Raw genomic sequence first — 17,020 nt, 5'->3', positions numbered from 1 at the left:
ACACCAAAAAGCCTCGCCTTCGAAAGAAGCGCGGGGCTGATCGTTCCCACGCTCCGCGTGGGAATGCAGCCTGGGACGCTCCGCGTCCCTTCCCCAGCCGAACGCGGAGCGTCCGTAGAGGCGTTCCCACGCAGAGCGTGGGAACGATCAAAACGCCATGCGCCCGCTTTCACTTGCAGCTTTTAGCTTGCCACTTGAAGCCCATAAAAAAACCCAGCACTAGGCTGGGTTTTTTTATGGGTGCTGCTGTTATCCGTTGAACACGTCATCCACGCTTTTCAGCGGGTAGTTCTTCGGATACGGCAGGGTCGCCACGCCGGTCTCGATAGCGGCCTTGGCCACGGCATCGGAGATCACGGTGATCAGACGTGCATCCATTGGTTTCGGAATGATGTACTCACGACCGAATTCCAGCTTGATGCCGCCGTAGGCGTCGCACACTTCCTGAGGAACCGGCAGCTTGGCCAGTTCACGCAGGGCGTTGGCCGCTGCCACTTTCATTTCTTCGTTGATGCGTTTGGCGCGAACGTCCAGGGCACCGCGGAAGATGAACGGGAAGCCCAGTACGTTGTTGACCTGGTTCGGGTAGTCCGAACGGCCGGTGGCCATGATCACGTCGTCACGGGTGGCGTGAGCCAGTTCCGGGGCGATTTCCGGATCCGGGTTCGAGCATGCGAACACGATCGGGTTGGCCGCCATGGACTTCAGGCCTTCAGCGCTCAGCAGGTTCGGACCAGACAGGCCGACGAACACGTCAGCACCGGCGAGAGCGTCAGCCAGGGTGCGCTTGTCGGTCGCGTGAGCGAAGACAGCCTTGTACTGGTTCAGGTCGTCACGGCCGGAGTGGATCACGCCGGTACGGTCGACCATGAAGATGTTTTCGATGTTGGCGCCCATGCTCACCAGCAATTTCATGCAGGAGATGGCGGCCGCACCGGCACCCAGGCAGACAATCTTGGCGTCAGCCAAGGTTTTGCCAGCGATTTCCAGGGCGTTGATCATGCCGGCCGCAGTCACGATTGCGGTGCCGTGCTGGTCATCGTGGAACACTGGAATGTCGCACTGCTCGATCAGAGCGCGTTCGATCTCAAAGCACTCAGGCGCCTTGATGTCTTCCAGGTTGATGCCACCGAAGGTGATGGAGATGCGCTTGACGGTGTCGATGAAGGCTTGTGGGCTTTCGGAGTCGACTTCGATGTCGAACACGTCGATGCCGGCGAAGCGCTTGAACAGCACGCCTTTACCTTCCATGACAGGCTTGGAAGCCAGTGGGCCGAGGTTACCCAGACCCAGAATCGCGGTGCCATCGGAAATGACTGCAACCAGGTTGCCTTTGCCGGTGTATTTGTAGGCCAGTTCAGGATCACGAGCGATTTCGCGTACTGGTTCGGCTACGCCGGGGCTGTAGGCCAGCGACAGGTCGCGGGCGGTAGCGGTGGCCTTGGTGAGCTCGACACTCAGCTTACCTGGACGAGGATGGGCGTGATATTCGAGAGCGGCAGTTTTCAGATCAGACATGGGGGCATTCCGCTTTTACTGTTGGACAGACTGGTCAGCGAGGATACGCGCCTCGCAAAATCCCCACAAGACTGACCAGTCACCCCTGTCAAGCGCCCTGCCTTACGACTTTGGGCCAAGAGCCACGGAACACAAGGGATAGACTGTTCACAATCCAATTTAAAAATGTCTACAATTTCTTTTTCAAGGCGTCATCTGCAACATCGACGGATCGGTCAGCGGCAGTAGCCAGCGCGCCTGGCCGGATTTCAAACCACCACGCCGCGACCGATCCACTACCCAGCCACGCGCCTCGATTTGCCTGCCTTTGAGCTTTTCCAGCTGTGCAACATCGAACTGCCCCAACAAATTGGGTGCAACGCGCAATACAACCGAATCCTGCAACTCGATCCAAACCCCGCCGCGATTGCGCTGAACCTTGCTGACACGCCCACTGAGCACGGCGAAGCCCGAGGTGCTGATCTGCTCCGCTTTCAGTACAGGGGATTGCCGCCACAGGCCAAGACCGGCCTGACGGGCACTGCGCTCGGCGGCTTGCTGGCAGCCGACCAAATCGACATTCGGCGCGACCGCGACTTGAAATCCAAGACCTTCGGCAAGCATCTGCGCTTCGAGATTGGCGCCATCGGCACCGTAGACATGAGCCAGCGTGCGACCGTAGTGATCCTTGCTCTCTTTACCCGGCAGCAAACCCACCCGCCCGTCGCTGGCAGCCACCAATGCTTCCAGGCGTTTGCGTGCCGCCACGGCGAACGGCTCGTCGGAACGGCCCTGCTTGCCCAGTTCAGGCGTATTAAGGCCGATCATGCGTACACTGCGGCCATCGCTCAGGCGCAAGGTGTCGCCATCGACCACTCGCTGCACCGCAACGGGTGTAAGCCCACTCGGCACCGGACAGAAGGCGTGGGCGCCGGACAGCCAAATCGCGGACACAAAAAAGGCGCCCACGAGGGACGCCTTTTTTAACAGCAAGGAAAAGCCCATAGGGCCCTTCAACCTTACTCTGCAGCAGCTGGAGCTTTGGTTTTGCCAAAAGCGCCAAAACGGTCTGCGAAGCGCTGTACACGACCGCCAGTATCCAGAGTCTTCTGCTTACCGGTGTAGAACGGGTGGCATTCGTTGCATACGTCGATCGCCAGAGGCTTGGCCAGGTTCGAACGAGTTTCGAACTTGTTGCCACAGCTGCAGGTAACTGCGGTGACTTCGTATGTTGGATGGATATCGGCTTTCATGGTGTCTTCCTCGGGCTAGCGTGCCGCCACTCAACACTATTGTTGAATACCGCACGTAATTAGGCCGCGGATTCTACCAGACATCGCCAATCACGCAAGCTGTCGCTTATACCGACCGTCTGCTAGGCTCCCGACCCAAAGCGCCGTCCCTTGTGGGAGTGAGCCTGCTCGCGATAGCGATCTGTCATTCACGTTTGTGTCGTCTGAAACACCGCTATCGCGAACAGGCTCACTCCTACAAGGTTATGTGCCTGAGCCTTTTTACCGCCTGCTGACCGAGATCCCCCCGCGTGCCCGACGCCATTTTGCGCCTCGCCCTGCCTTCGCCCCTGCGCCGCCTGTTCGATTACCGCGCCCCGGCCGGGGTCCTGCGCGCCCAGTTGCAACCGGGCATGCGCCTGCGGGTGCCCTTCGGCCGACGGGAGATGATCGGGATTCTGGTGGAAGTCACCGACACCAGCGAAGTGCCGGTGGAAAAACTCAAACCGGCGCTGGCGCTGCTCGACGTCACGCCGCCGCTGCCACCGGCGCTGTTCAAGCTGTGCCTGTGGACGTCCCAGTATTACCAGCACAGCCTCGGCGACACGTTGAGCTGGGCACTGCCGGTATTGTTGCGTCAGGGCGAACTGGCCGAAGCACGCCAGGAGCGCTTCTGGTCCGCCGCGCCCGGCGCCAGCCTCGATGACCCGCGCATCGCCCGCGCGCCCCGCCAGCGTGAAGCCCTGGCGACGCTTGCCCAACATCCTCACGGCGTCGCTCATCAATTGCTGAGCAAGCTGATGCTAAGCAAGGACAGCCTCGATTTACTGCTCGCCAAGGATCTGGTGCAGGTGGAAATCCGCAAGCACGCGCCTGGCGCTCGGCACGAACACTGGCTCGCGCAACCCGAGCTGCCGCTCAACCCCGAGCAGCGCGCTGCTTATGAAGCCATTCGCGCCGGGTTCGACAGTTATCACGCCTTCCTGCTGGCCGGCGTCACCGGCAGCGGCAAGACTGAAGTGTATTTGCAGTTGATCCGCGAGACGCTTGAGGCGGGCAAGCAGGCGCTGGTGCTGATCCCGGAGATCAACCTCGGTCCGCAAACCCTTGCGCGCTTCGAGCAGCGCTTCAATGCCCGCATCGCCCTGATCCACTCTGCAGTCAATGACCGCGAGCGCCTCGAAGCCTGGCTCGCCGCCCGGGACGGAGACGCCGACATTATTATCGGCACGCGCTCGGCGCTGTTCACGCCGATGAAAAACCCTGGCCTGATCATCATCGATGAAGAGCACGACGGCTCGTATAAACAGCAGGAAGGCCTGCGCTACCACGCCCGGGATCTGGCACTGGTTCGTGCGCGGCAGGAAAACATTCCAATCGTGCTCGGCTCCGCCACGCCGTCACTGGAAAGCCTGCACAACGCCTACACCGGTCGCTACGGACTCCTGCGTCTGAATGAACGAGCGGGTGGCGCCAAGCAGCCGCGGTTCCTGCGTCTGGATGTGAAAAGCCGTCCGCTGGACAGCGGCATTTCCGGGCCGATGCAACAAGCCATCGGTCAGACACTGGCTGCCGGTCAGCAAGTGTTGGTGTTCCTGAACCGCCGCGGCTTCGCGCCGACGCTGTTGTGTCATGACTGTGGCTGGATGTCCGAGTGCCAGCGCTGCGACGCCCGAATGACCGTGCACCAGCGCTCCGGCGAACTGCGCTGTCACCATTGCGGCTACGTCGAACGAGTACCTCGGCACTGCCCGAAATGCGGCAAGGTCGATTTACGGCCCGTCGGCGCCGGCACCGAGCGCGCCGAGGAGCGCCTGGGCATTTTATTTCCGGACGTCCCGGTGCTGCGGGTCGACCGCGACAGCACTTCGCGCAAGGACGCGATGAATCAGCTGTTCGCCACCATCCAGAAAGGCCATCCGTGCATCCTGGTCGGTACGCAAATGCTTGCCAAAGGGCACCACTTTCCACGGGTGACGCTGGTGTCGATTCTCGACGCCGACGGCGGACTGTTCTCCGGCGACTTCCGCGCCAGCGAGCGCATGGCTCAGTTGATCGTCCAGGTCGCAGGCCGTGCGGGCCGGGCCGAAGAGCCGGGCAAGGTGATTATCCAGACGCATTTGGCCGACCATCCACTGCTGGTGCAATTGACCGAACAGGGGTATTTCGCCTTTGCCGAGCAGGCCTTGAGCGAACGTCGTTCTGCAGGATTGCCACCGTTTGCGCATTTGGCGCTGCTGCGGGCAGAAGCGCATAAACCAGGACAAGCCGAAGGTTTTCTCGATGAGGCGTGCAGTGAGGCCGAGCGTTTGCTGGCTGAGCAGCAATTGACCGGAATCGAGCTGCTTGGGCCGGTGCCGGCCCCAATGGAGCGACGTGCCGGGCGCTATCGTGCGCAATTGTTGTTGCAGGCCACGGCTCGAGCGCCATTGCATCGATTGCTTGCCAGTTGGCTGCTGGTGCTGGAGCAGATGCCGAGCGGGCGAGCGGTGCGTTGGTCGCTCGATGTCGATCCCGTCGATTTGTATTGATATTAAGATCGCCATCGCGAGCAGGCTCGCTCCCACAGGTTTTTGGTAGTGGGCAAATAAAGTATCAACACCGCCGATCCACTGTGGGAGCGAGCCTGCTCGCGATGAGGCCCGAATAGTCACCACATATCCATAACCTGCCCGCTATAGTTGGCAAGCACGTCTGGGCCACGGATAATGCCCAGTTTTTCCACTAGCGCATCCAGGCGCCGCCGCGCTTGCGGTCGAAAGAGAACACCATGAAAGACACCATTCGCCAGCTGATCCAACAAGCCATCACCCAACTCGTCAACGAAGGTGTGTTGCCTGAAGGCCTGTCGCCGGCGATCCAGGTGGAAAACTCCCGTGACAAGAAAAACGGCGACTTCGCCAGCAACATCGCGATGATGCTGGCCAAACCGGCCGGCATGAAGCCGCGTGACCTGGCCGAGAAGATCATCGCTGCGCTGCCGGCTGACGAAAACGTCGCCAAGACCGAGATCGCCGGCCCGGGCTTCCTGAACTTCTTCCAGAATACCGATGCCCTGGCGTCACGCCTGGACGCCGCGCTGGCAGACGAACACATCGGCGTGCGCAAGGCTGGCCCGGTGCAACGCACCGTGGTCGATCTGTCGGCACCGAACCTGGCCAAAGAGATGCACGTCGGCCACTTGCGTTCGACCATCATCGGCGACGGCGTGGCGCGCGTGCTGGAGTTCCTCGGCGACGAGGTGATCCGTCAGAATCACGTTGGCGACTGGGGCACCCAATTCGGCATGCTGATGGCGTACCTCCAGGAAAATCCGATCACCAGCGACGAACTGTCGGACCTGGAGAACTTCTACCGCGCCGCCAAGCAACGCTTCGATGAATCCGAAGAGTTCGCTGACCGTGCCCGCGGCCTGGTGGTCAAGTTGCAGGCCGGTGATCCTGACTGCCTGGCGCTGTGGACCAAGTTCAAAGACATCTCGCTGTCGCACTGCCAGAAAATCTACGAACTGCTGAACGTCAAACTGACCATGGCCGACGTGATGGGCGAAAGCGCCTACAACGACGACCTGATCAACGTGGTCAATGACCTCAAGGCCGCCGGCCTGCTGGTTGAAAGCAACGGCGCGCAATGCGTGTTCCTCGACGAATTCAAGAACGCCGACGGCGACCCGCTGCCGGTGATCATCGTCAAGGCAGACGGCGGCTACCTCTATGCCACCACCGACCTGGCGGCGATACGCTACCGCAGCGGCAAGCTCAAGGCTGATCGCGCGCTGTACTTCGTCGACCAGCGTCAGGCGCTGCACTTCCAGCAAGTGTTCGCGGTCGCCCGCAAGGCCGGTTTCGTGACGCACCCGATGGAAATGGAACACATGGGCTTCGGCACCATGAATGGTAAAGACGGCCGTCCGTTCAAGACCCGTGACGGCGGCACCGTGAAGCTGATCGACCTGCTGACCGAAGCCCAGGAACGCGCCTACACCCTGGTCAAGGACAAGAATCCAGAGCTGGCTGATGACGAATTGCGCAATATCGCCAGGGTCGTCGGCATCGGCGCGGTGAAATATGCCGACCTGTCCAAACACCGCACCAGCGACTACAGCTTCAACTTCGATCTGATGTTGAACTTCGAAGGCAATACCGCGCCTTACCTGCTGTACGCCTACACCCGGGTGGCCGGTGTGTTCCGCAAACTGGGCAAGGACTTCAGCGAAGTCGAAGGCCAGATCGTCCTCGACGCGGCGCACGAACACGAGCTGGCGGCCAAGCTGGCGCAGTTCGGCGAAGTACTGAATAACGTTGGCGAAAAAGGCACACCGCACATCCTGTGCACCTACCTGTACGATGTCGCCGGTCTGTTCTCCAGTTTCTACGAGAACTGCCCGATCCTCAGCGCCGATACCCCGGCGCAAATGCAGAGCCGCCTGCGCCTCGCCGCGCTGACCGGTCGCACTCTCAAGCAAGGCCTGGAACTCTTGGGTCTGGAAACTCTGGAGCGTATGTAAGTTGGCTGCCAAGAAAAAACCTGCACCCAAGCGTGGCGCCAGCCGTTACCAAGCCCCTGCAAAGCAACCGATCCCGGGTTGGCTGTGGATGGCGATCGGCCTGACGGTCGGCGCATTCGTGGTGTTCCTGATGAAGCTGGAGCCGGGCAAGGGCAGCGAAAGCGTCAAGCGCGAGAAAATCGAGCAGCAGAAAGCGACGAAAATCGCCGAGGCCAACAAGACGCCGCCGAGCCCGACGCAACCGGTCAAGCCGAAGTACGACTTCTATACCCTGCTGCCGGAATCGGAAGTGATCGTGCCACCGGACGCCGTGCCGGAGAAAACCCTGCCGTCGCCGCAAGTGCCAGCCGTTCCGACCACGCCGGTCACACCGGAGCAGGCGGCGAAGATCGACACACAGCGAGCTCAGGCCGCATTGGCCGGGATCACACCGCCGCCAGCACCACCGGTGTCGAAGGCGGCGCCAGTGACCAAGTTCTTCTTGCAGGCGGGTTCCTTCCGCAAGCAGGCTGACGCGGACAAGGTTCGGGCGCAGATCATTCTGCTGGGCCAGGCAGTGGCGGTTGAATCCGGCACCGTTAAAGACGAAACCTGGTATCGGGTGTTGGTCGGACCGTTCAGCAACCGCGAACAACTGACCACCGCTCAGAAACAACTGGCCGGCGCCGGCTTCAGCAACCTGTTGTTACAACAACGCCAGAACCGCTGATTCCCTCAAGGTCACCGCGTCATCGTTCATCGCGAGCAGGCTCGCTCCCACAGAATATGCACCAACCCTGTGGGAGCGGGCTTGCCCGCGAAGGCGTCAGAACAAGCACTACCCTTCCGTTTGCGAAAACACCGCTCGTCCCCCGCCAAGTCCTACAGTTGAAATACGCGCCACCACCCCCATATGAGTTTGCATAAGGCATTTTCGCCCCGCTGCGTGGAGACTCTCCCTTTGACCACCATCGTTTCAGTTCGCCGCCACGGCAAAGTCGTCATGGGCGGCGACGGCCAGGTTTCTCTCGGCAATACCGTGATGAAAGGCAACGCGAAGAAAGTTCGCCGCCTGTACCACGGCCAGGTTATCGCCGGTTTTGCCGGGGCCACCGCTGACGCCTTCACGCTCTTCGAGCGTTTCGAAGGCCAGCTTGAGAAACATCAGGGCCACTTGGTTCGCGCCGCTGTCGAACTCGCCAAAGAATGGCGCACTGACCGCTCCCTCAGCCGCCTCGAAGCCATGCTCGCGGTCGCCAACAAAGACGCCTCTCTAATCATCACCGGCAACGGCGACGTGGTTGAGCCCGAGCAAGGCTTGATCGCCATGGGTTCCGGTGGCGGTTACGCCCAGGCTGCCGCCAGCGCCCTGCTGAAGAAAACCGATCTGTCGGCCCGAGAAATCGTCGAAACCGCACTCGGCATCGCCGGCGACATCTGCGTATTCACCAACCACACCTTTACCATTGAGGAGCAGGACCTCGCGGAGTAAGCCTGTTCCGGCCTTAGTGCCACGGCTCACTTTTGCTTGAGGACCGCCAATTACTATGTCCATGACTCCCCGTGAAATCGTCCACGAACTCAATCGCCATATCATCGGCCAGGACGATGCCAAGCGCGCCGTCGCCATCGCGCTGCGTAACCGCTGGCGCCGGATGCAGCTGCCTGAAGAGCTGCGCGTTGAAGTCACACCCAAGAACATCCTGATGATCGGCCCGACTGGTGTCGGTAAAACCGAGATCGCCCGTCGCCTGGCCAAACTCGCCAATGCGCCGTTCATCAAAGTCGAAGCCACCAAGTTCACCGAAGTCGGCTATGTCGGTCGCGACGTCGAATCGATCATTCGTGACCTGGCCGATGCAGCCATCAAACTGCTGCGCGAACAGGAAATGACCAAGGTTCGCCACCGCGCCGAAGACGCCGCCGAAGACCGCATCCTCGACGCCCTGCTGCCACCGGCGCGCATGGGCTTCAGCAATGACGACGCGCCGTCTTCTTCCGATTCCAACACCCGCCAGCTGTTCCGCAAGCGCCTGCGTGAAGGCCAGTTGGATGACAAGGAGATCGAAATCGAAGTCGCCGAAATGGCCGGCGTCGACATCTCCGCGCCACCGGGCATGGAAGAAATGACCAATCAGTTGCAGAGCCTGTTTGCCAATATGGGCAAGGGCAAACGCAAGAGCCGCAAGATCAAGGTCAAGGAAGCGCTGAAACTGGTGCGTGACGAAGAAGCCAGCCGCCTGGTCAACGATGATGAGTTGAAGGCCAAGGCCCTGGAAGCGGTCGAGCAGCACGGCATCGTGTTCATCGACGAAATCGACAAAGTCGCCAAGCGCGGTAACTCCGGCGGCGTCGACGTGTCCCGTGAAGGCGTGCAGCGCGACTTGCTGCCACTGATCGAAGGCTGCACCGTCAACACCAAGCTGGGCATGGTCAAGACCGACCACATCCTGTTCATCGCTTCCGGCGCGTTCCACTTGAGCAAGCCGAGCGACCTGGTGCCTGAGCTGCAAGGTCGTCTGCCGATTCGTGTCGAATTGAAGGCGCTGACGCCTGAAGATTTCGAGCGCATTCTCAGCGAGCCACACGCCTCGCTCACCGAGCAATATTGCGCCTTGCTGAAAACCGAAGGCCTGTCCATCGAGTTCCAGCCGGACGGCATCAAGCGCATCGCCGAGATCGCCTGGCAGGTCAACGAGAAGACCGAGAACATCGGTGCCCGTCGCCTGCACACCTTGCTCGAGCGCCTGCTCGAAGAGGTGTCGTTCAGCGCCGGCGACCTGGCCAGCGCCCACGACGACAAGGTGATCATGATCGACGCCGACTACGTCAACAGCCACTTGGGTGAATTGGCGCAGAACGAAGACCTGTCCCGCTACATTCTGTAAAGCGGCAAGTTGCAAGCCACAAGCTGCAAGTCGGTCACCTACCGCTTGCAGCTTGAAGCTTGAAACTTGTAGGCTGGCTCCATGAGCCAAATCCCTACCGATATCAAGCTGCACAAAGCCTCGAAAACCCTGTCGCTGAAATACGCGTCCGGCGAGGAATATCACCTGCCCGCCGAGTTCCTGCGCGTGCACTCTCCTTCCGCCGAGGTCCAGGGCCACGGCAAACCTATCCTGCAATTTGGCAAGATCGGCGTAGGCCTGACCAAGGTAGAACCGGCCGGTCAGTACGCACTGAAATTGACCTTCGATGACGGCCACGACAGCGGCTTGTTCACCTGGGAATATTTGTACGAACTGGGGCGACGCCAGGACGCGCTCTGGGATGATTATCTTGCCGAGCTCAAAGCGGCCGGGAAAACCCGCGACCCCAACCAGTCCGTCGTCAAGCTGATGCTCTAAGTCAAGCCTCTTGCTCGTTAGAGGGCATTTTCTAATTCCATCTGTTTGAATGCTCCGCTCCTGGGTCGCTGATTGGCCCGCTTGCGAAAAAAATTAAACTCGGGTAACCAATGGAGCTGGCAAGTTCCCTGCAGTGCTCTCTGCGATTGAAAAAAGCAGCGATGCAGAATTAACGGTCACCCGAGCAGTAGTACCTGGCCTTGGCTGTGTGCGACTACACAGCTGGACCCAGGTACTCGTCTCAGGACAATGGAGCGTCGTAGATGAGTAACAAGAATAACGATGACTTGAAGTATCAAGCCTCGGAAAACACCTTGGGGCTGAATCCTGTCGTTGGGCTGCGTGGAAAGGATCTTCTGGCGTCCGCTCGAATGGTGCTCAGGCAGGCCATCAAGCAACCGATTCACAGTGCAAAGCATGTCGCCCATTTCGGCCTTGAACTGAAGAACGTGTTATTCGGAAAATCCGAGCTTCAACCCACTAGCGATGACCGTCGCTTTGCCGATCCGGCCTGGAGCCAGAACCCGCTCTATAAACGTTATTTGCAAACTTACCTGGCGTGGCGCAAGGAACTCCACGCCTGGATCGACGACAGTAACCTGCCGCCCAAAGACGTCAGTCGCGGGCATTTTGTGATCAACCTCATGACCGAAGCCATGGCCCCGACCAACAGTGCGGCCAACCCGGCGGCGGTCAAACGCTTCTTCGAAACCGGCGGTAAAAGCCTGCTCGATGGTCTCTCGCATCTGGCCAAGGACCTGGTGCACAACGGCGGCATGCCGAGCCAGGTCAACATGGGCGCCTTCGAAGTCGGCAAGAGCCTGGGCGTGACCGAAGGTGCGGTGGTGTTCCGCAACGACGTTCTGGAGCTGATCCAGTACCGCCCGATCACCGAGCAGGTGCACGAGCGTCCGCTGTTGGTGGTGCCGCCGCAGATCAACAAGTTCTATGTATTCGACCTGAGCCCGGACAAGAGCCTGGCGCGTTTCTGCCTGCGCAACAATGTGCAGACCTTCATCGTCAGCTGGCGCAACCCGACCAAGGAGCAGCGCGAGTGGGGTCTGTCGACCTACATCGAAGCGCTCAAGGAAGCAGTCGACGTGGTGATGGCGATCACTGGCAGCAAAGACGTGAACATGCTCGGCGCCTGCTCCGGTGGCATCACCTGCACCGCGCTGCTGGGCCACTACGCCGCGATCGGCGAGAAGAAGGTCAACGCCCTGACCTTGCTGGTCAGCGTGCTGGACACGACCCTGGACAGCGACGTAGCACTGTTCGTCGATGAACAAACCCTCGAAGCCGCCAAGCGCCATTCCTACCAGGCCGGCGTGCTGGAAGGCCGCGACATGGCGAAAGTCTTCGCCTGGATGCGCCCCAACGATTTGATCTGGAACTACTGGGTCAACAACTACCTGCTCGGCAACGAGCCACCGGTGTTCGACATCCTGTTCTGGAACAATGACACCACCCGATTGCCCGCCGCATTCCACGGCGACCTGATCGAGATGTTCAAAAACAATCCACTGATCCGCCCCAACGCACTGGAAGTGTGCGGCACCCCCATCGACCTGAAGCAGGTCACCGCCGACATCTTTTCGCTGGCCGGCACCAACGACCACATTACCCCATGGAAGTCCTGCTACAAGTCGGCGCAATTGTTTGGCGGCAAGGTCGAGTTCGTGCTGTCCAGCAGCGGGCATATCCAAAGCATTCTGAACCCGCCTGGCAATCCGAAGTCACGTTATATGACCAGCACCGAAATGCCGGTCAAAGCCGAGGACTGGCAAGAAAACTCCACCAAGCACACCGACTCCTGGTGGCTGCACTGGCAGGCATGGCAAGCCGAGCGCTCGGGCAAACTGAAAAAGACCCCAACAAGCCTAGGCAACAAAACCTACCCGGCAGGCGAGGCAGCGCCAGGCACTTACGTACACGAGCGGTAACCGACACACCCCACCCACTGTGGGAGCGAGCCTGCTCGCGATAGCGTTTGATCATTCGGCATTGATGTCGACTGTTGCGGCGCTTTCGCGAGCAAGCCCGCTCCCACAGGGGAGATCGGGGATGAACTAACCCACAGGGCTTGAAGCCATGCCGCAATCTTTCATATTCCGTACCGTCGACCTGGATGGCCAGACCCTCCGCACGGCAGTACGTCCCGGCAAGCCTCATTTGACGCCCTTGCTTATTTTCAACGGGATCGGCGCCAACCTGGAGCTGGTGTTTCCGTTTGTAGCGGCGCTGGACCCGGACCTGGAAGTCATCGCGTTCGACGTCCCCGGCGTCGGCGGATCATCCACGCCCAATCGGCCATACCGCTTTCCGGGCCTGGCCAAACTCACGGCGCGGATGCTCGACTACCTCGACTACGGGCAAGTCAACGTCATCGGCGTTTCCTGGGGAGGCGCCCTCGCCCAGCAATTCGCCTATGACTATCCCGAACGCTGCAAGAAACTCGTGCTGGCGGCCACTGCGGCCGGCACCGTGATGGTGCCGGGCAAACCGAAAGTGCTGTGGATGATGGCCAGCCCTCGGCGCTACATCCAGCCATCCCATGTGATTCGTATTGCACCGATGATCTACGGCGGCTCGTTCCGGCGCGATCCGACGCTGGCCGCCAGCCATGCGGCGAAGGTGCGTTCGGCAGGCAAGCTCGGTTACTACTGGCAGCTGTTCGCCGGATTCGGCTGGACCAGCATTCACTGGCTGCACAAGATCAACCAGCCAACCCTGGTACTGGCCGGCGATGATGATCCCCTGATCCCGCTGATCAACATGCGCATGCTGGCCTGGCGGATTCCCAATGCCCAGTTGCACATCATCGATGACGGGCATCTGTTTTTGATTACCCGTGCCGAAGCCGTGGCACCGATCATCATGAAATTCCTTGAAGAGGAGCGGCAGCGCGCCGTGATGCACCCGCATCCGTCGCCATTGGGCGGTTAACCGGCCCATTGTCGGGCGGCAGGACGCCGCACCGCGCAACAACCCGTTACAGCGTCTATGGTGTTCTGGTTCGTGTATTTGTTTTTGGCCTGAAGACGAAGGAGTGTTGATTCATGCGCGAAAGACCAGCAAGGGACTTTTTGCCTACGCCCGCCGCGTTCATCAACGCACAGAGTGCAATTACCGGTCTGCGCGGCCGGGATCTTTTATCGACCTTGCGCAGTGTGGCATCCCACGGTTTGCGCCACCCGGTGCATAGCGCCCGCCATGCCTTGAAGCTGGGCGGTCAGTTGGGTCGCGTACTGTTGGGTGAAACCCTGCACCCCATCAACCCGCAGGACAGTCGTTTTGCCGACCCGGCGTGGAGCCTCAACCCTTTTTATCGCCGCAGCTTGCAGGCCTACCTGAGCTGGCAGAAACAGGTCAAAAGCTGGATCGACGAAAGCGGCATGGCGCCCGACGACCTTGCCCGCGCGCACTTTGCCTTTGCCTTGCTCAACGACGCCGTGGCGCCGTCCAACACCTTGCTCAATCCACTGGCGATCAAGGAAATCTTCAATTCCGGCGGCAACAGCCTAGTGCGTGGCCTCGGCCATCTGGTTGACGACTTCCTGCACAACGATGGCCTGCCCAGACAGGTCACCAAGCACTCTTTCGAGGTCGGCAAAACCGTCGCAACCACCACCGGCTCCGTGGTGTTTCGCAATGAACTGCTGGAGCTGATCCAGTACAAGCCAATGAGCGAAAAGCAGTATTCCAAGCCGCTGTTGGTGGTGCCTCCGCAGATCAACAAGTACTACATTTTCGACCTGAGCCCACACAACAGCTTCGTCCAGTTCGCCCTGAAGAACGGCCTGCAGACCTTCATGATCAGCTGGCGCAACCCGGATGTGCGGCATCGCGAGTGGGGCCTGTCGTCCTATGTAGAAGCCGTTGAAGAAGCCATGAATGTCTGCCGGGCGATCACCGGTGCGCGCGAGGTCAACCTGATGGGTGCATGCGCAGGCGGGCTGACCATCGCGGCCCTGCAAGGGCACTTGCAGGCCAAGCGGCAGCTGCGGCGGGTGTCCAGCGCGACGTATCTGGTCAGCCTGCTGGACAGTCAGATGGACTCTCCAGCGACGCTATTCGCCGACGAGCAGACGCTGGAAGCGGCCAAGCGTCGCTCTTATCAGAAAGGCGTGCTCGACGGCCGCGACATGGCCAAGGTGTTCGCCTGGATGCGCCCCAACGATTTGATCTGGAGTTACTTCGTCAACAACTACCTGCTGGGCAAGGAGCCGCCGGCCTTCGACATTCTCTACTGGAACAACGACAACACCCGCCTTCCCGCCGCCTTCCATGGTGATCTGCTGGACTTCTTCAAGCACAACCCGTTGAGTCATCCGGGCGGTCTTGAAGTGTGCGGTACGCCGATCGACTTGCAGAAAGTTACCGTCGACAGTTTCAGCGTGGCCGGCATCAACGACCACATCACGCCATGGGACGCGGTGTATCGCTCGACGCTGTTGCTGGGGGGCGAGCGGCGCTTCGTTCTTTCCAACAGCGGCCACGTGCAGAGCATCCTCAACCCGCCGAGCAACCCCAAAGCCAACTTCGTCGAGAGCGCGAAACTGAGCAGCGACCCAAGGGCCTGGTATTACGACGCCAAACAAGTCGACGGCAGTTGGTGGACGCAGTGGCTGGGCTGGATTCAACAGCGTTCGGGCGCGCTAAAGGAAACCCACATGGCCCTGGGCAACCAGAACTATCCACCGATGGAGGCGGCACCCGGCACCTACGTGCGTGTGCGCTGACGGACCACTCACCACGGCACACGTCTGCCGTGGCATGACTCGACCATTAAGAAGACTGGATGAAAACCCGCGACCGGATCCTCGAATGTGCCCTGCAGTTGTTCAATCAGAAGGGCGAACCCAACGTCTCTACCATGGAAGTTGCCAACGAAATGGGGATCAGCCCAGGCAACCTCTACTACCACTTCCACGGCAAGGAACCGTTGATTCTCGGACTGTTCGAGCGCTTCCAGGCCGAGCTTGCCCCACTGCTTGATCCCCCGGCCGATGTGGAACTGGCCCCGGAGGATTACTGGCTGTTCCTGCACCTGATCGTCGAACGGCTGGCTCACTATCGGTTTTTGTTCCAGGACCTGTCGAACCTGGCCGGGCGCTTGCCGAAACTGGCCAAGGGCATCCGCAATCTGCTCAATGCACTCAAACGCACGCTGGCTTCACTGCTCGCGCGGCTCAAAGCCCAAGGGCAGTTGGTCAGCGACACGCAAGCGTTGGGGCAACTGGTAGAGCAGATCACCATGACGCTGCTGTTCTCACTGGACTATCAGCGGATTCTGGATCGAGAGGGTGAGGTGAGGCTGGTGGTCTACCAGATCATGATGCTGGTGGCGCCGCACTTGCTGCCGCCGATCAAGGTCGCGACGGAGCAGTTGGCTTTGCAGTACCTCGAAGAACACGATTAACCCCTGTGGGAGCGGGCTTGCTCGCGAATGCGGTGTTTCAGTCAACATTATTGTTACTGACACACCGCATTCGCGAGCAAGCCCGCTCCCACAGGGATACTGCGGTGCTTTACGAACCGTGTACAAACAAAAACGCCCGACCTTTGCAGGCCGGGCGTTTTTTTGAGCCCTGAAAAATCAGGACTGACTGGTTGGCGTCGATGGAGCTGGCGCGGCAGTCGGGGTGACAGCAGGGGTCGGTGCGGCAGCCGAGTTCGATGCGCTGACCGGGGCTGCCGGTTTGGCGGCAGCCACTGCTGGTTTCGGTGCAGCCGCTTTAGGCGCTGCCGGTTTTTTTGCTGCGGCAGGTTTTGCCGCTGGCTTGGCCGCCGGTTTCGCTGCTGCGGTTTTTGCTGCAGGCTTGGCAGCCGGTTTAGCAGCTGGTTTAGCGGCGACCGATTTGGCTGCTGGCTTGGCTGCTGCTGGTTTAGCCGCGGCAGTCTTGGTAACGGACTTGGCAGCGGACGCGACTTTCGACGCGGCTTTAGCGACCGGCTTGGCGGCAGCTTTTGCCAGCGGCTTGGCAGCGGTTTTTGCCGCAGGTTTGGCTGCCGCGGTTTTCGCCGCTACAGGCGCAACCTTGGCACCGGTGAGTTTTTCGATTTGCTTGGTCAGGGTATCGACCTTGCTGTGCAGTGCTTTCACTTCATTGCGGCTTGGTACACCCAGGCGCGAAATGGCGCTGTTCAGACGCTTGTCGAAAGCGCCTTCCAGCTCATCCCACTTGCCCAGTGCACGGTCTTTAACGCCGCTGATACGCGACTTGGCCGACGAAGCGGTGTCCTTGGCGGCATCGACTTTCTTGCCGACAGCGCTTTTGGTGAGCTTCTCGGCTTTCTCGCCGTCTTTAACCAATGTATCGAAGAGCTTGCTGCCGTCAGTGTCGATCTTCGAGTACACGCCTAAACCAGCCAGCCAGATTTTGCGGGAGTAGTCTTCGACTTTCCCAATCCACGAGCTGCCTTCTTTTTCGGTGTTCTTTTTGCCAGCCATCCCG

General features: G+C 60.1%; 14 protein-coding genes. 10 read left to right on the top strand and 4 right to left on the bottom strand.

What is annotated here, in order from left to right:
* Positions 1-249 precede the first annotated feature (249 nt).
* The 3 genes from K5K95_RS10845 to rpmE all read right to left on the bottom strand — a co-directional run bounded on the left by K5K95_RS10845 (position 250) and on the right by rpmE (position 2,750).
* Positions 250-1,518: a malic enzyme-like NAD(P)-binding protein gene (locus K5K95_RS10845; RefSeq protein ID WP_090176589.1), complete on the bottom strand. Its 1,269-nt coding sequence runs from the start codon at positions 1,516-1,518 to the stop codon at positions 250-252.
* 183 nt (positions 1,519-1,701) lie between these two features.
* Positions 1,702-2,502, bottom strand: coding sequence for a thermonuclease family protein (locus K5K95_RS10840; protein WP_222589428.1), 801 nt, complete (start codon positions 2,500-2,502; stop codon positions 1,702-1,704).
* A 14-nt stretch (positions 2,503-2,516) separates the two neighbouring features.
* The gene (gene rpmE / locus K5K95_RS10835) at positions 2,517-2,750 is read right to left on the bottom strand and encodes a 50S ribosomal protein L31 (protein WP_027922104.1); all 234 of its coding nucleotides are present in this window, start codon (positions 2,748-2,750) and stop codon (positions 2,517-2,519) included.
* A gap of 290 nt (positions 2,751-3,040) precedes the next feature.
* Between rpmE and K5K95_RS10830 the strand changes: the two genes are divergently transcribed.
* The 10 genes from K5K95_RS10830 (at position 3,041) to K5K95_RS10785 (ending at position 15,984) form a co-directional block, all read left to right on the top strand.
* Complete coding sequence (locus K5K95_RS10830) at positions 3,041-5,260, top strand: primosomal protein N' (protein ID WP_222589427.1); 2,220 nt, start codon at positions 3,041-3,043, stop codon at positions 5,258-5,260.
* Between the two features lie 239 nt (positions 5,261-5,499).
* Positions 5,500-7,236 (top strand): arginine--tRNA ligase, encoded by a 1,737-nt coding sequence (gene argS, locus K5K95_RS10825; RefSeq protein ID WP_222589426.1) that lies wholly within the window; start codon positions 5,500-5,502, stop codon positions 7,234-7,236.
* Between the two features lies 1 nt (position 7,237).
* Entirely contained in the window at positions 7,238-7,945 is a 708-nt protein-coding gene (locus tag K5K95_RS10820) for an SPOR domain-containing protein (protein WP_222589425.1), read from the top strand.
* A gap of 231 nt (positions 7,946-8,176) precedes the next feature.
* Positions 8,177-8,707: an ATP-dependent protease subunit HslV gene (gene hslV / locus K5K95_RS10815; RefSeq protein WP_090176604.1), complete on the top strand. Its 531-nt coding sequence runs from the start codon at positions 8,177-8,179 to the stop codon at positions 8,705-8,707.
* A 55-nt stretch (positions 8,708-8,762) separates the two neighbouring features.
* Entirely contained in the window at positions 8,763-10,103 is a 1,341-nt protein-coding gene (hslU, locus tag K5K95_RS10810; RefSeq protein ID WP_208670444.1) for an ATP-dependent protease ATPase subunit HslU, read from the top strand.
* A gap of 81 nt (positions 10,104-10,184) precedes the next feature.
* Positions 10,185-10,562 (top strand): gamma-butyrobetaine hydroxylase-like domain-containing protein, encoded by a 378-nt coding sequence (locus K5K95_RS10805; RefSeq protein ID WP_222589424.1) that lies wholly within the window; start codon positions 10,185-10,187, stop codon positions 10,560-10,562.
* 263 nt (positions 10,563-10,825) lie between these two features.
* Positions 10,826-12,505 (top strand): class II poly(R)-hydroxyalkanoic acid synthase, encoded by a 1,680-nt coding sequence (phaC, locus tag K5K95_RS10800; RefSeq protein WP_222589423.1) that lies wholly within the window; start codon positions 10,826-10,828, stop codon positions 12,503-12,505.
* A 148-nt stretch (positions 12,506-12,653) separates the two neighbouring features.
* Positions 12,654-13,508, top strand: a complete 855-nt coding sequence (gene phaZ, locus K5K95_RS10795; RefSeq protein ID WP_222589422.1) for a poly(3-hydroxyalkanoate) depolymerase — start codon at positions 12,654-12,656, stop codon at positions 13,506-13,508.
* Positions 13,509-13,621: 113 nt separating this feature from the next.
* The gene (gene phaC / locus K5K95_RS10790) at positions 13,622-15,304 is read left to right on the top strand and encodes a class II poly(R)-hydroxyalkanoic acid synthase (protein WP_222589421.1); all 1,683 of its coding nucleotides are present in this window, start codon (positions 13,622-13,624) and stop codon (positions 15,302-15,304) included.
* A gap of 59 nt (positions 15,305-15,363) precedes the next feature.
* On the top strand, positions 15,364-15,984 hold the full coding sequence (locus K5K95_RS10785; protein ID WP_140680643.1) for a TetR/AcrR family transcriptional regulator: 621 nt from the start codon (positions 15,364-15,366) through the stop codon (positions 15,982-15,984).
* 177 nt (positions 15,985-16,161) lie between these two features.
* Here the strand turns inward: K5K95_RS10785 and K5K95_RS10780 are convergent, their stop codons facing one another.
* Positions 16,162-17,016, bottom strand: coding sequence for a phasin family protein (locus K5K95_RS10780; protein WP_222589420.1), 855 nt, complete (start codon positions 17,014-17,016; stop codon positions 16,162-16,164).
* Between the last annotated feature and the right edge of the window lie 4 nt (positions 17,017-17,020).

The sequence above is a fragment of the Pseudomonas sp. DR48 genome, from assembly GCF_019823085.1.
Taxonomy (GTDB): domain Bacteria; phylum Pseudomonadota; class Gammaproteobacteria; order Pseudomonadales; family Pseudomonadaceae; genus Aquipseudomonas.
The sequence above is the reverse complement of the archived record's forward strand: the minus strand, read 5'-3'. Positions and strand labels throughout refer to the sequence as shown.

What these genes read in the sequence shown, in the direction of transcription:
- K5K95_RS10840 (WP_222589428.1), bottom strand. Translation starts at nt 2,502, where the DNA reads ATGGGCTTTTCCTTGCTGTTAAAAAAGGCGTCCCTCGTGGGCGCCTTT.
- K5K95_RS10780 (WP_222589420.1), bottom strand. Translation starts at nt 17,016, where the DNA reads ATGGCTGGCAAAAAGAACACCGAAAAAGAAGGCAGCTCGTGGATTGGG.
- K5K95_RS10805 (WP_222589424.1), top strand. Translation starts at nt 10,185, where the DNA reads ATGAGCCAAATCCCTACCGATATCAAGCTGCACAAAGCCTCGAAAACC.
- hslU (WP_208670444.1), top strand. Translation starts at nt 8,763, where the DNA reads ATGTCCATGACTCCCCGTGAAATCGTCCACGAACTCAATCGCCATATC.
- K5K95_RS10845 (WP_090176589.1), bottom strand. Translation starts at nt 1,518, where the DNA reads ATGTCTGATCTGAAAACTGCCGCTCTCGAATATCACGCCCATCCTCGT.
- phaC (WP_222589423.1), top strand. Translation starts at nt 10,826, where the DNA reads ATGAGTAACAAGAATAACGATGACTTGAAGTATCAAGCCTCGGAAAAC.
- phaC (WP_222589421.1), top strand. Translation starts at nt 13,622, where the DNA reads ATGCGCGAAAGACCAGCAAGGGACTTTTTGCCTACGCCCGCCGCGTTC.
- rpmE (WP_027922104.1), bottom strand. Translation starts at nt 2,750, where the DNA reads ATGAAAGCCGATATCCATCCAACATACGAAGTCACCGCAGTTACCTGC.
- argS (WP_222589426.1), top strand. Translation starts at nt 5,500, where the DNA reads ATGAAAGACACCATTCGCCAGCTGATCCAACAAGCCATCACCCAACTC.
- K5K95_RS10785 (WP_140680643.1), top strand. Translation starts at nt 15,364, where the DNA reads ATGAAAACCCGCGACCGGATCCTCGAATGTGCCCTGCAGTTGTTCAAT.
- phaZ (WP_222589422.1), top strand. Translation starts at nt 12,654, where the DNA reads ATGCCGCAATCTTTCATATTCCGTACCGTCGACCTGGATGGCCAGACC.